A 14068-nucleotide genomic window follows, 5' to 3' on the forward strand; every position below is an offset into this window, starting at 1 on the left:
GCCGAGATGGGTGTGCACTGGCGGACAGCCGCCGCAGATTGCGCACTACCCGCGATCCCGACCAGTTATACCACCGGCAGCGGACAGATGACAACGCTGTCAAAATGACATTCACCTCATCATAACGCGCCGGCAAATCCGATTCCCAGCACCCGCCACGGAATCACGTGCCATTTTTTCCGGGTCGGTGCAGAATAGCCCCGAGAAAAAGTGATCACATTTTGATAACAACAGAGGTGAGCCATGGGCGCGAAACTGTTACGGATTTCAGAGGGCAAAGGCGAACGGGATGCAGGGCCGGTGGCGCCGGAGAAGTTACTGGCGGGCCAGCCGCAGCAGCTGACCGAGCACTTCTTCACCAACGCGAAGGAAAACTTCTTCTGCGGCATCTGGTCTTCCGACGAGGGCAAGTGGACACTCACTTATAGCGAGGACGAGTTCTGCTACATCATCGACGGCGAGGCGGTGATCACCGACGCGGACGGCCACAGCGAGCGGGTCGTCGCCGGCGATGCCTTCTGCATCCCGGCCGGATTCGAGGGTACCTGGGAAACCGTTGGCACCGTGAAGAAGTTCTACGCGATCTACGAGGAATAAACGGGAAGATTATTATCCGGCCGACTCATCCGTGGCCGATCAGGCCGTTCAGGTGAGCCACCACGCTGCGCCCGAGGGCTCCGAGGGCGTAGCCCCCTTCCAGCGCCGAGACAATGCGCCCGCCCGCATGGCGCCCGGCCAGTTCGCGCACGACATCGGTCACCCAGCGGTAATCCTGTTCCACCAGCCGCAGCTGCGCCATCTCATCTTCGATATGGCCGTCGAAGCCCGCGGAAATAAAGATCATCTGCGGCCGGAACTGCTCCAGCGCCGGCAGCCACTTCTCCTCCACCGCGCGGCGGAATTCGTCGCCGCCGGCGCCCGGTTCCAGCGGCGTATTGACGATATGCGCCGGCAGCTCGCCGGTGCCGCTGAATGGGTAGAAGGGGTGCTGGAAACTGGAACACAGCAGGTAGCCGTCGCGGTCGCGCACGAACTCCTCGGTGCCGTTGCCGTGGTGCACGTCGAAGTCGACGATCGCCACCCGCTCCAGGCCGTGATGCTGCCGCGCCCAGGCCGCGCCGATGGCGATATTGTTGAACAGGCAGAAGCCCATGGCCCTGGCCCGCTCGGCATGGTGGCCCGGCGGGCGCACGGCGCAGAAGGCCGACGGCACCTCCCCTGCCATCACCCGATCCACCGCCGACACGACGGCGCCGGCGGCATGCAGCGCAGCGTCGAGTGAGCCGGGACACATGGACGTGTCCTCGTCCAGCACCAGCATGCCCTCCTCCGGTGCGCGCGCAAAAATCGAGTCGACGTAATCCGGGTCGTGCACCAGCGCCAGTTGCTCGCGGGTCGCCAACGGCGCGTCAAAGTGGCGCAGCACGAAATCCAGGCCGCTGCTCAGCAGCTGATCCTGAATCGCATCGAGCCGCGCCGGCCGCTCCGGGTGGCCGGCGCCCATGTCGTGGCCGGCGCAGGCGGGGCTGGTGATATATCCGATAGACATGGCTGAACTCCGGGCGTCGAGATGGCCTTGGCGAACACCAACTATGCCCTGTTATTAACCCGGCAACCAAATAGGTTGACGGGTTAATGCGGCACAGGGACGTGCCGCCGCTGGCCAGAGGCCGGCGCGAGCCCTTGAATTACAAGCAATTCCGCGCAATTGCGAAGCCCATCCATGGGCTTCGCCCTGCGGGTCAGCTAAAGCTGACCAAAACCGCTCCCGGCGATTTTGTGCGCCCATAGTTCAAGGGCGACGACCAAATAGATCAAGGATGATCTATTTGGTCGCCGGGTTGATGGCGTCGCGAAGATCCAGTGTCAGCAGAACCTCGTCCATTTCCGCCCCCGGTGTGGTGACGAAGCCGCAGTTGTCGAACACCGCCAGCATCGGGCGGTTGTCGCGGCGCACACAGGCCACCATGCGCTCGATGCCACGGGCGCGCGCGATCGCCTCCATCTCCTTCAACAGCGCCGACGCGATCCCCTTGCCGCGGCGGCTCTCCTTGATCACGAAGGCCACCTCGCAGCTGTTGTCGGCCGGATTGTAGTAATAGCGCCCGACCCCCTGGATCACCTCGGCCTGCCCCTCGCGGTCGGTAAAGCACAGCGCCAGGTCGCGGCGCTGATCCACGCTGACCAGGCTGCAGGACTTCTCCCGCGACATCTGCGTCACATGGTGGTTGTAGCGCATCAGCAGGGTTTCCTTGTTGTGGGTATAGAAAAACTCCTGCAGGCGCCTTTCATCGGCGGGCCGCAACGGGCGCAGCGTGTATTCGATACCGTCGAAGGTAAAGGTCTTGGATTCCACCGGCCCCAGTTCCGGTACCGACGTCGGCGCCTGCTCCTGGTATTCCGGCACCCAGTACAACTGGCGCACCTCATCGAGCAGGGCGCGGCGGAATTTCGGATGGGCGATACGGATCAGCTCCAGCGCCCGCTCGCGGATCGTCTTGCCGTGCAGCGAGGCGATACCGTACTCGGTGACGACATAGTGCACATGCCCCCGCGAAGTCACGACGCCGCCGCCCGGGGTCAGCGTGGTGACGATGCGCGAGCGCGCGCCGTCCTTCGTCGTCGACGGCAGCGCGATCACCGGTTTGCCGCCGCGGCTCAGGGCCGCGCCGCGGATAAAGTCCACCTGACCGCCGATGCCGCTGTAAAAGCGGCTGCCGATGGAATCGGAGACCACCTGTCCGGTCAGGTCCACCTCGATGGCACCGTTGATCGACACCATCTTGTCGTTGCGGGCGATTTTGGTCGGCGAATTGACATGCTCGGCCGGGTAGAACTCCACGTGCGGGTTGCCGTCGACAAAATCGTACAGGCGCCGGGTGCCCATACAGAAAGTGGCGACTGCCTTGCCGCGGTGAAACGTCTTCTTGCGGTTGTTGACCACGCCGCTTTTCACCAGGTCGATGATGCCGTCGGAGATCATTTCGGAGTGAATGCCGAGGTCGCGGTGGTTGCCGAGATAGCGCAGTACCGCATCCGGTATCTTGCCGATGCCCAGCTGCAGTGTCGCCCCGTTGCCGATCAACAGCGACACATACTGGCCGATCTGTTCGGTAACCTGGTCCAGTTCCGGTGGTTCCAGTTCCGGCAGCTCCTCCGCCGCCTCCAGCCAAGCATCGATCTGCTGGATATGCACGAAGCTGTGACCGTTGGTGCGCGGCATGCGCGGATTCACCTGGGCTACCACCTTGCGGGCATAGCGGACCGCCGCCGACACCACGTCGACACTGACACCGAGCGAGCAGTAACCGAATTCGTCCGGCGGACTGACCATCACCAGCGCCGCATCCAGCGGCAGCGTATGGTCACTGAACATGCGCGGGATTTCCGACAGGAAGCAGGGGGTGTAATCGGCGCGGCCCTCGGCAATGGCCTCGCGCACATTGGCACCGCCTATGAACAGCGAATTGACCTTGAACTTGTCACGGAAACGCGGTGTCGCCCAGACATTGTCCGACAGTGTCAGGATATGGGTGACCTCGATATCGTGCAGGCCGCGGCTGTGCTCGATCAGGTCGGCGACCAGCGCATTGGGAACGGCGGCATTGGAGCCGATAAAGATGCGGCAACCGGACTTCAGCAGGTCTCGCCACTGCACCTCCGCGGCGGTTTTCGGACAGCTGAGCATAATGATGCCTGTCGGTTCGCGGACGACGCAGACATGGTAGTCACTGCACTGGCGCGCGCCAACTCGGCGCCGCACAGCGGCTCGATAAACAGAAGGGAATCTGCAGCGGCGGCCCGCCCGGGGCGAGCTACGGCCGACCGCTGCGGCAGAGAGACAGGAAGAGAGAGATACCCGGCGGATCAGGCCTCGGCCAGCTGTACCGGAATGGTATTGGTGCTGCGCTCGACGCGGTTGTTTTCGTCCAGGTAGACCAGCTTCGGCTGGAAGCTGTCGGCTTCCTGCTCGGTCATCTGCGCATAGGATGCGATGATGATGCGGTCGCCGACCTGCACCCGCCGCGCGGCGGCGCCGTTCATCGAAATGATGCCCGAACCGCGCTCCGCCAGGATCACATAGGTGTGGAAGCGCTCGCCGTTGCTGACGTTGTAGATATCGATCTTCTCGAATTCGCGCAGGCCGGCCAGCTCGACCAGATCCTGGTCAATCGCACAGGAGCCGTCGTACCAGAGCTCGGCCTGGGTCACTGCCGCCATATGCAACTTGCACTTCAGCATTTCGATTTGCATTGTTCCCCTCCTCACAACTCCAGGGATACGTTGTCGATCAGGCGCGCGGCACTGGTATACATGGCGCCGAGAATCGTGATCTGGCGGTCGTCATCGGCCGCCGGCTGCAGGTCCTTGCTGTTGCAGATCGAGAAATAGTCCACGCGGAAGCCCGCCTTCTCGATACGTTTCTTAGCCTCGCCTTCCAGCTCAGCGAAATCGCGGCGGCCGCCCTCGATTTCACCCTTCACCCAGTTCAGTGACTGGTTCAGCACCGCGACCTTCGGGCGCTCCTGCGGGGTGATGTAGCCGTTGCGGGAACTCATCGCCAGGCCATCGGCCTCACGGTGCACCGGCGCGGCAATAATCTCGACCGGGATACACAGGTCCTCGACCATCCGGCGGATCACCGCCAGCTGCTGGAAATCCTTGATACCGAACACGGCCTTGTCCGGCTGCACGATATTGAACAGCTTGGTGACCACAGTGGTCACCCCTTCGAAGTGGCCCGGGCGGCTGGCGCCGCAGAGCACGTCGGTCATCGCCGGGCAGATCACGCGAGTCTGCTGGTCCATGCCGTTCGGGTAGATCTCGCTCTCGTCCGGGTGGAACAGGAAATCGCAATCGGCCTCGCGCAGCTTCGCCATGTCCCGCTCCATGGTGCGCGGGTACTTGTCCCAGTCCTCGTTCAGGCCGAACTGCAGGCGATTGACGAAAATGGACACCACCACCAGATCGCAGTGCTGTTGCGCCGTTTTGACCAGCTCTATATGGGCGTCGTGCAGATTGCCCATGGTGGGCACGAAGCCGACGGTCTTGCCGTCTTTGCGGGCCTTCGCCAGCGCCTCGCGCAGGCTGGCCACGTGGTGGAAGACTTGCATCGCGATCACTACCGCTTTGAGTTAATCAGCGCGGCATCATACTCTCTGCGATGGTGCGCCTCAATATCGCCAGAGTGCCTGTTTACAGTCAATTTCGACCGAAAAGCCGCAAACAGGGCGCGATCTGCTGCAAAAACCCGAAAACCAGAATCATCGTTCGGTTTTTTTCGTCCCCGCCCCCTCCCCACTCCCCGAAGGCCCCGGCCAGGCCGAACGAATTAATTGCCACCGGTTCAGGAAAGATTCAGCCCGCGCCGGGCAAACTGCCTCCCACAGTACGAAAAGGCCGCCCCGGCGGCGCTGTAGAGCCCTCAGAGCTCTATGAAAGAGCCACATGGCTCTAGTAAGAGCCCTGGGCTCAGGAGAAAACGCCATGAAACAAATAATCACCGCCATCGCCACCGCCAGCGTGCTGCTGCTCGCCGGACCGGCGCTCGCCGAAGACCGCCACCACTATCGCGGCAAGCAGGATTCCGATGTCAGCGGCTCGGCGTTCCGCAAAGCCTACAACAAGGAACGCGCCAAAAGCCGCGAAGAGTGGCGCGAGCGCCGCGGCGACCACCGCCCCGAATATCGCGGCGACCGCCACAGCAACGACCGCGGCAAGCGCCACGACAAGGGGCACGGGAAGGATCACGACTATGGCCGCAGGAAAGGCCACGACAGGGGTAATCACCAGGGCGAAAACTACGATCGCGACCACAACCGGCGCCACGCCAAACACGACAAAGGGCGCGACTATCACAAGGGCGAGCGCCGCTACGACCGGGGCTACGAGCGCGGCTACAAACACGGCTACAAGCACGGATACAAATACAGTCATGACTGGGGCCACAAGCGCCCGCACCACAAGCCTCGCCGCCCCTACTATCGCCCTGACTATCACGCGCACAAACCGCGCTGGCGTCCGGCGCACTACCACTACGGCTATCGCTGGAGACACCTGCCGCGCAGTTTTGTCAGCATCAGCGTCGGCGCCCTGAGCTTCTTCTATAGCGACGGGATCTTTTACCGCCCGGCCAGCTATGGCTATGTGGTAGCAGCTCCGCCGGTCGGTGCCGTGGTGCACAGCCTTCCCGGCTCTGCAGTGGCTCTGGTTTTCGGCGGTCTTCATTATTACGTGGCCTACGATACCTACTATCTGTGGGACGGCTACCGCGGCGGCTACCGTGTCGTCGCCAACCCCGGCTTTTATTGATCAGTCTGTCACGCAATTTGCCACCCAAACCTCAGCGGCCTCCGGGCCGCTTTTTTTGTTGTTGTGGTTCGGACAAAAATTTTCCCGCCCCGGCAAAAGCCGAACAAAACTTCAAAACCAAAACAACTGCACAAACTAGAAAATCTGCGCGCCACAAACCGAATAAAAATTTAATTTTTACCTGCTAAAAAATAGCGTTTTTGTTATCTATAGTTATTGCTTTCCGGCCTGACTGGGCCCAACATTCGCGCCCCCGCCAATGACCAACTGAACAGGCGCCATGAAACAGCAACAAGTACAAGACTGGACGTGCGAAGACTCGGCCGAGCTCTACGGAATCCGTAACTGGGGTGCCGGTTATTTTGATTTAAACGAGGCCGGCGAGATCACCGTGCGCGTGGAAAATACCGCCGGAGAAACCCACAGCGTTTCGCTGATGGATATCGCCCACGGCGCGACTGAGCGCGGTCTCGGCCTGCCACTGCTGCTGCGTATCGAAAACCTCCTCGACGCACAGATTGCGCGCATCAACGAATCCTTCGCCCGCGCCATCGAGGACTGCGGCTACGGCAACGTGTTCCGCGGCGTCTTCCCGATCAAGGTAAACCAGCAGTGCCAGGTGATCGAGGAAATCGCCACCGCCGGGCGCAAGTTCAATCACGGTCTCGAGGCCGGCAGCAAGGCGGAACTGATCGCGGCGCTGTCGATTCTGGACAACACCGAATCGCTGATCGTCTGCAACGGCTACAAGGATGAAGAGTTCATCAACCTGGGCCTACAGGCGCAGCGCCTCGGCGTGCAGGTATTTTTCGTCGTCGAGACACCGTCGGAAGTCGAGACCATTATCCGCTGCGCGGAGCGCGAACAGGTGCGCCCCAATATTGGTGCGCGGGTAAAGCTCGCTTCGAAAGTCGGCGGCTACTGGAATGCTACCAGCGGCGACCGCAGCATCTTCGGTCTCGGCAGTAACGACCTGATCGCGATGGTCGATCAGCTGCGCAACCACGACATGCTCGACTGCCTGAAGCTGCTGCACTACCACCTCGGATCCCAGGTGCCGAATATTCGCGATATCCGCACCGGCGTGCTGGAGGCCTGCCGCTATTACGCCGATCTGGTAGAGGAAGGTGCGGCCATGGGCTACCTGGATCTCGGCGGCGGCCTGGCAGTGGATTACGACGGTTCCAAGACCAATTACACCCACTCGAAAAACTACTCCCTGGACGAGTATTGCGTGGATGTGGTCGAAGCCATCATGGGCACGCTGGACAGCGAGGGCGTCGCGCACCCGGTGATCATTACCGAGTCCGGCCGCGCCACCGTTGCCTATTCCTCGGTGCTGCTGTTCGATATTCTCGATACCACCCGTTTCGAGCCGATCGAACTCGAGCACACAAAGGTCGCCGAGGACGATCACCAGATGCTGCTGAACCTGCAGGACGCGGTGAACAATGTCAGCGCGAAGAACCTGCAGGAGAGCTACAACGATGCGCTCTACTACCGCGATGAGGTACGCTCCCTGTACCTGCACGGCCAGGTCAGCCTGCGCGAACGCGCCAATGCGGAAAACCTGTTCCTGCAGGGCGCGCAGCGGATACGCAAGCTGCTCGATGAGGCGGAAGAAATTCCGGTAGACCTGCAGGCGCTGCCGGAAGTGCTGTCGGATATCTATTATGCGAATATGAGTGTGTTCCAGTCGCTGCCGGACATGTGGGCGATCGATCAGGTGTTTCCACTGGTGCCGATTCACCGGCTGGACGAGGCGCCGACGCGCTCGGCGATCATCGCCGACATCACCTGTGACTGCGATGGCAAGATCGACCGCTTTATCGGCCGCCAGGAAGAGCAGAAGACACTGCCGCTGCACCAGCTCAAGGACGACGAGGACTATATCCTCGGCACTTTCCTGGTCGGTGCTTACCAGGAGACGCTGGGCGACCTGCACAACCTGTTCGGCGATACCAACGTCGTCAGTGTGCGCATTCACGAGGATGGCAGCTTCGATTACAGCCGCGAAATCCACGGCGACAGCATTTCCGATGTGCTGAGTTATGTGGAGTATCGGCCGCAGGAATTGTTTGAGCGCTTCCGCAAACTCGCGGAGCGGGCGGTGAAAGAAGGGCGCATCAGCGCCCAGCAGCGCAAACAGATACTGCACACGTACACCGCCAGCATGAGCGGCTACACCTATTTTGAAAAGTAAGTCCGCAGCGCCTTCGAAAAATAGGGCTGCGGTACCTTCGATGAACAGATCCGCAACGCCTTTTGAAAATAGCGGCGGTTTCCGAACCGCAAAAATAAGGAGATTTTAATGGCCAATGTACTGATCATCGGCGCCGGCGGCGTCGGTCAGGTGGTGGCACACAAGTGCGCCCAGGTACCGGAAGTATTTGAAAATATCACCCTCGCCAGCCGCACCAAGAGCAAGTGCGACAAGATCGCCGCGATGCTACCGCGCAAAATCGACACCGCGGAAGTGGACGCGGACAATGTGCCGGAGCTGGTCAAGCTGATCGAAAAAGTGAAGCCGGACATGGTGATCAACGTCGCCCTGCCCTACCAGGATCTGCACATCATGGATGCCTGCCTGGAAACCGGCGTGCACTACCTGGATACCGCCAACTACGAGCCGCCGGAAGAGGCCAAGTTCGAGTACAAGTGGCAGTGGGCCTATCAGGATAAATTCGAGAAGGCCGGCCTGATGGCACTGCTCGGCAGTGGTTTCGATCCAGGGGTGACCAGTGTGTTCACCGCCTATGCGAAGAAGCACCACTTCGACCGCATCAAGACCCTGGATATCATCGACTGCAACGCCGGCGATCACGGCCTGCCGTTCGCGACCAATTTCAACCCGGAGATCAATATTCGCGAGATCACCGCTAACGGTCGCTACTGGGAAAACGGCGAGTGGGTAACCACCAAGCCGATGGAAGAGAAGCGTGTGTTCGATTTCCCCGCCGGCATCGGCGAGAAGGACATCTACCTGCTCTACCATGAGGAGCTGGAATCGCTGTCAAAGCACTTCCCGGAAATCGAGCGCGCGCGTTTCTGGATGACCTTCGGCGCCAGTTACCTGAAGCACCTCGAAGTGCTGCAGAATGTCGGCATGACCAGCATCGAGCCGATCGAATTTCAGGGCCAGGAGATTGTACCGATCCAGTTCCTGAAGGCACTGCTGCCGGATCCGGCCAGCCTCGGCCCGCTGACCAAGGGCAAGACCTGTATCGGCAATATCATTCGCGGTACCAAAGATGGCGAAGAGAAGATCTACTACGTCTACAACATCAGCGATCACCAGGAGTGTTACAAGGAAGTGCAGTCCCAGGCCATCTCCTACACTACCGGTGTGCCGGCCATGATCGGTGCCAAGATGATGCTCGAGGGCAAGTGGATGAAGCCGGGGGTCTGGAATATGGAACAGCTGGATCCCGATCCGTTTATGGAAGACCTGAACAAGTACGGCCTGCCGTGGCAGGAAACCTGGCTGGACAAGCCGTTCAAATAATATATTACATGGCGAATGCCGGGCGGGACTGCTGCCAGGCTCTCTTTGCGGGCCGCGCCGTAAATACATCCCTGTAGGCTTGTCTGCGAGATCCCTCTCGCAGACAGCCCCGCAAAGAGAGCCTGGCATCATCCCCTTCGCATCTTCCTATTGCGCGCGCAAAACATAACGCAATCAACGAGTGAATCTATGGATCTAACTCCGCGTATCGACTATTTCGGCAGTTTCGACCCCAAGCGTGTCCCATCGCCCTGTTTCGTCGTCGACGAACGGGCGCTGCGCGACAACCTAGAATTACTCGCGGATGTGCAACAGCGCAGCGGCGCCAAGGTACTGGCGGCACTGAAGGCGTTCTCGATGTGGAGCACCGGGCCTATCGTGGCCGAGTACCTGTCCGGCACCTGCGCCAGCGGCCTATACGAGGCCAAGCTCGGTTACGAGGAGTACGGCGGCAAGGATCTCGGCAAAGAGGTGCACGTATTCAGCGCCGGCTACAAGGAGGACGAACTGAAGGAGATTCTGCAGTTCGCCCACCACGTGATTTTCAATTCCTTCTCCCAGTGGAAGCGCTACAAGAGCCTGTGCCTGGAAGCGCAGCAGCAGCGTCCGGAACTGCGCTTCGGCTTGCGTATCAATCCCGAGCATTCCGAGGGACACACGGAACTCTACGATCCCTGCGCGCCCTGTTCGCGCCTCGGCATAGTGCGCTCGCTGTTTGACGGCGAGGATCTCGACGGTATCAGCGGCCTGCATTTCCACACCCTGTGCGAGCAGGATTTCAAACCGCTGGAACGCACCATCGCGGCGGTGGAGGAGAAATTCGGCGACCTGATTCCGCAGATGGAGTGGATCAACTTCGGCGGCGGCCACCATATCACCCGTCGCGACTACCAGGTGGACGAACTGGTGGATGCGGTGCGCGCCTTTTCCGACAAGCACGATGTGCAGGTCTACCTGGAGCCGGGCGAGGCCATCTCGCTGTTTGCCGGCATACTGGTAGCCGAGGTGGTGGATATCGCCTGGAACGGCGAGAACCAGGCGATACTCGACGCATCCGCCACCTGCCATATGCCGGATGTGCTGGAGATGCCCTATCGCCCCGAGATCACCGGTGCCGCCCGCCCGGGCGAACTGCCGCACGACTACCGTCTTGGCGGCCAGAGCTGCCTGGCCGGTGACAGTATCGGCGAGTACAGCTTCAACGATCCGCTCAAGGTCGGCGACCGCCTGGTGTTCGAGGAGATGGCCTACTACACGATGGTCAAGACCAACACCTTCAACGGTATCCCGCTGCCGGCGATCGCGCTGTGGAACTCCAGCACCGACGAGCTGAAAATCGTCAAGGAATTCGGCTACGAGGATTTCAAAGGGCGGCTGTCCGGCCCGAATCCACAGCCGGTGGAACCCCGAAGCGCGCCTGCCGGTACAGATGGCGGATGTGCTTAACTTAATCCGCTCCAGAGATTGGGGCCGCCCCGTATTACCAGGTGTAAAAGAATGCTGTCAGAAAACGACTATCCCATATTCCTCGGCTCCGAAATCGAGCAGCCGAAACCGGAAGACGCTTTTTTCCACGTAGTACCCATCCCCTACGAGGAAACCGTGTCCTACGGCGGCGGCACCGGCAAAGGGCCGGCGGCAATCCTCGAGGCCTCGTGGCAGCTGGAAACGTTCGACAACTTCTCCTCCCCCTGCGAGCTGGGTATTTACACCCGTTCGCCGGTCAATGTCAGCGGTGCGCCCGAGCAGGTGATGGACAATATCGCCGCTGCCACACGGGAGATCCTCGAGGCGGGCAAGATGCCGGTGGGTATCGGCGGCGAACATTCGGTCACTTGGGGCGTGATCAAAGGCTACCTGGACGCCGGGATCGAGGACTTCGGCGTAGTGCAGATAGACGCCCACGCCGACCTGCGCGACCGCTATGAAGGCCAGAAGCACAGCCACGCCAGCGTGATGCGGCTGGTAGTGGAGGCGGGAATCCCGCTGTTCCAGCTCGGCATCCGCGCCTACTGCGAGGAGGAAATGGGCGCGCGGGACAAATACGGTGTGCACTACCTGGACGCCCACCAACTGGTGCCGACCAATGTGCAGGAGTTCGAGCTACCGGCCGACTTCCCGTCCAAGGTGTTCTTCACGCTGGACGTGGACGGTATCGACCCGTCGGTCTTCCCCTCCACCGGCACGCCGGTACCCGGTGGCCTCGGCTGGTACCAGACCCTGAACCTGTTCGAATCGGTGGCAAAGCAGCGTGAGATCATCGGGTTCGATCTGCTGGAATTCGCGCCGATCGAGGGCTTCCACGCCTACGATTTCGCCGCCGCGCAGCTGCTCTACAAGCTGATGGGCATAGTGCAACGCACCAGAAAGGCTTAGCACGGCGCAGGCGCCGCTGATCGCGGCGTCGTTTGACACTTCTTAACGCGCGGGCGTGGCCAAAGCCTCGCCACAAGGGTTAAAATTTAACCTATGTAAGTAATCACTTCGCGGGAGAGGCTGTGAAAACACTAAAAGCCCTGCTCGGCGCCCTGGGCCTGCTCGCGCTGGCGGCATTCGCCTTCAGCCCCCCGGCCGATGCGGCGCCGCGCGGCTATGAGCGCGGCGGGAGCGGCTATCACCACCCGTACAAGCACTGGAAGCGACACCACCATCACGGCCCCCGCTACCGCCGGGGCCCGCGCATCTCTATCGGCTTCGTCGCGCCGATATTGCCGGCCGGCTATATCAGCCTGGCCGTGGGCGGCAACCCTTACTACTACCATGGTGGCTATTTCTACCGCCCGGCCCCGTCCGGCTACGTCGTGGTGTCGGCGCCGCTGGGGGCGTCCGTGCTGTCCCTGCCCGCCAGTGCCGTGCAAATACAGATCGGCGGCTTCACCTATTACCAGTACGCCGACGCCTATTATCAATGGCATCCCGCCCACCGCGCCTATGTGGTGGTACCGCCGCCCGCCGGCGCCCCGGTCGCGGCCCCGCCGCCGGCGGGCGGCGCGCCGGTAGCCGGTGGACCGTCGGGCTATGCGCCGGGCGAGGTGCTCGAGTCCCTGCCTCCCGGCTATACGGCCGAGGTGATCAACGGCGTGCAGTACTACCGCTACGGCAATGACTACTTCATGCCGACCCAGCGGGACGGCCGCGAGGTGTACGTGGTGGTGCGGCTCTAGTCAGCGCGCCGCTGCCAGCCCGTGAAAGCGGGCGAACTGCCCCACTGCCCGGTTGAAACTGGCCAGCAGCGCCGCACCGGGCTTCGCACTCCAGTGCAGCGCCTCGACGCGCAGCAGTCCCCCTTCCCGGTCCGCCTTCAGGTCCACGACCCCGGCAAAGCGGTCGCCATAGAGAATCGGCAGGCAGAAGTAGCCGTAGCGGCGTTTCGGCGCCGGCAGATAGCACTCCAGCTGGTAATCGAAGCCGAACAGCCGCTTCAGGCGCTTGCGCTGCAGCACCAGCGGGTCGAACGGCGACAACAGGCGCACCCGGCGCGGCACCCGCGCCGGCGGCGACGACTCTTCGGCCAGCATCAACTCGCTGCCCTGCGGGATCAGTTCGCCGCTGCGCAGCATCTGCTCGACCGCGGCGGCGACCAGTGGTCTGTCGTGGCGGCGCAGGTAGGCGATTTCCTCCAGCCGCCCGACACCATGGCAGCGCAGGAAAGTCCGCACCAGATGGCGACCGTAGTCCAGGTCGCTGGCGGTGTCCGTCTGGATATCGGACGGTAGCAACCGCTCCGGCAGGTCGAATACCTTCTGAAAACCGGCGCGGTGACTGACCATCAGCTCGCCCTCGTGGAACAGCTGCTCCAGGGCCTTCTTTTCATCCGACCACTCCCACCAGCCGCCTTTCGCGCGCACGAAATCGCTGGCCTTCAACTGCCCCTCGGCGCGCACCCGATCCAGCACATAGCGGCAGAGTTTGGCGTTCTTTTCGAACCAGTGCCGCTGTCCGTCGCGGATGCGGTCCATGCGCACGCGGGCAAAGCGATAGTGTTCCATCGGCAGGTAGGCGGCGGCGTGGGACCAGTATTCGAAGATCTCGCGGCGCTGCTCCGCCTGTGCCAGGTGCGATTCCCGGTAGCGCGGCAGGCGGTTGTAGAGCTGGTGATGGTGGGCGCGGGTAATGCGCTGGATCGCATCTAGCTGCAGCGCGCCGAGGTGGCGGACCAGGGATGCCAGGTCGCCGCGCCAGGGGCGGTGGATGTACTGGCGCTCGATCAGCAGCGCGCAGATTTCTTTGTCGGAAAGCAAGCCTGCCCCT

General features: G+C 61.7%; 12 protein-coding genes. 7 read left to right on the forward strand and 5 right to left on the reverse strand.

Going from position 1 to position 14068, the window contains the following annotated elements:
- Positions 1 to 243 precede the first annotated feature (243 nt).
- Positions 244 to 597: a cupin domain-containing protein gene (locus BLW36_RS15340; protein ID WP_091390752.1), complete on the forward strand. Its 354-nt coding sequence runs from the start codon at positions 244 to 246 to the stop codon at positions 595 to 597.
- A gap of 25 nt (positions 598 to 622) precedes the next feature.
- Here BLW36_RS15340 and BLW36_RS15345 read toward each other — a convergent pair whose 3' ends face one another.
- From BLW36_RS15345 to panC, 4 genes are all read right to left on the reverse strand, one after another.
- Positions 623 to 1549 (reverse strand): histone deacetylase family protein, encoded by a 927-nt coding sequence (locus BLW36_RS15345; protein WP_170833239.1) that lies wholly within the window; start codon positions 1547 to 1549, stop codon positions 623 to 625.
- 276 nt (positions 1550 to 1825) lie between these two features.
- Complete coding sequence (locus tag BLW36_RS15350; protein WP_091390756.1) at positions 1826 to 3688, reverse strand: bifunctional acetyl-CoA hydrolase/transferase family protein/GNAT family N-acetyltransferase; 1863 nt, start codon at positions 3686 to 3688, stop codon at positions 1826 to 1828.
- 179 nt (positions 3689 to 3867) lie between these two features.
- Positions 3868 to 4254, reverse strand: coding sequence for an aspartate 1-decarboxylase (gene panD, locus BLW36_RS15355; protein ID WP_091390758.1), 387 nt, complete (start codon positions 4252 to 4254; stop codon positions 3868 to 3870).
- Between the two features lie 11 nt (positions 4255 to 4265).
- The gene (gene panC, locus BLW36_RS15360) at positions 4266 to 5114 is read right to left on the reverse strand and encodes a pantoate--beta-alanine ligase (RefSeq protein WP_091390834.1); all 849 of its coding nucleotides are present in this window, start codon (positions 5112 to 5114) and stop codon (positions 4266 to 4268) included.
- Between the two features lie 373 nt (positions 5115 to 5487).
- Between panC and BLW36_RS15365 the strand changes: the two genes are divergently transcribed.
- From BLW36_RS15365 to BLW36_RS15390, 6 genes are all read left to right on the forward strand, one after another.
- Positions 5488 to 6312, forward strand: coding sequence for a DUF6515 family protein (locus BLW36_RS15365; RefSeq protein ID WP_091390761.1), 825 nt, complete (start codon positions 5488 to 5490; stop codon positions 6310 to 6312).
- 280 nt (positions 6313 to 6592) lie between these two features.
- A complete protein-coding gene (gene speA / locus BLW36_RS15370) occupies positions 6593 to 8515 on the forward strand; it encodes a biosynthetic arginine decarboxylase (RefSeq protein ID WP_091390763.1) in 1923 nt (640 codons plus the stop codon).
- 108 nt (positions 8516 to 8623) lie between these two features.
- Positions 8624 to 9817 carry a saccharopine dehydrogenase family protein gene (locus tag BLW36_RS15375; protein WP_091390764.1) on the forward strand — a complete coding sequence of 398 codons (1194 nt, stop codon included), beginning with the start codon at positions 8624 to 8626 and terminating at the stop codon, positions 9815 to 9817.
- Positions 9818 to 10006: 189 nt separating this feature from the next.
- The gene (gene nspC, locus BLW36_RS15380) at positions 10007 to 11263 is read left to right on the forward strand and encodes a carboxynorspermidine decarboxylase (RefSeq protein ID WP_091390766.1); all 1257 of its coding nucleotides are present in this window, start codon (positions 10007 to 10009) and stop codon (positions 11261 to 11263) included.
- Positions 11264 to 11314: 51 nt separating this feature from the next.
- Positions 11315 to 12193: an agmatinase gene (gene speB, locus BLW36_RS15385; RefSeq protein ID WP_091390768.1), complete on the forward strand. Its 879-nt coding sequence runs from the start codon at positions 11315 to 11317 to the stop codon at positions 12191 to 12193.
- 122 nt (positions 12194 to 12315) lie between these two features.
- Positions 12316 to 12981, forward strand: coding sequence for a DUF6515 family protein (locus tag BLW36_RS15390; RefSeq protein ID WP_091390770.1), 666 nt, complete (start codon positions 12316 to 12318; stop codon positions 12979 to 12981).
- On the opposite strand, the gene BLW36_RS15395 is transcribed toward BLW36_RS15390, so the two are convergent.
- Positions 12982 to 14058 carry a winged helix-turn-helix domain-containing protein gene (locus tag BLW36_RS15395; protein ID WP_091390773.1) on the reverse strand — a complete coding sequence of 359 codons (1077 nt, stop codon included), beginning with the start codon at positions 14056 to 14058 and terminating at the stop codon, positions 12982 to 12984.
- Positions 14059 to 14068: the final 10 nt, after the last annotated feature.

Source organism: Microbulbifer marinus (assembly GCF_900107725.1).
GTDB classification, from domain to species: domain Bacteria; phylum Pseudomonadota; class Gammaproteobacteria; order Pseudomonadales; family Cellvibrionaceae; genus Microbulbifer; species Microbulbifer marinus.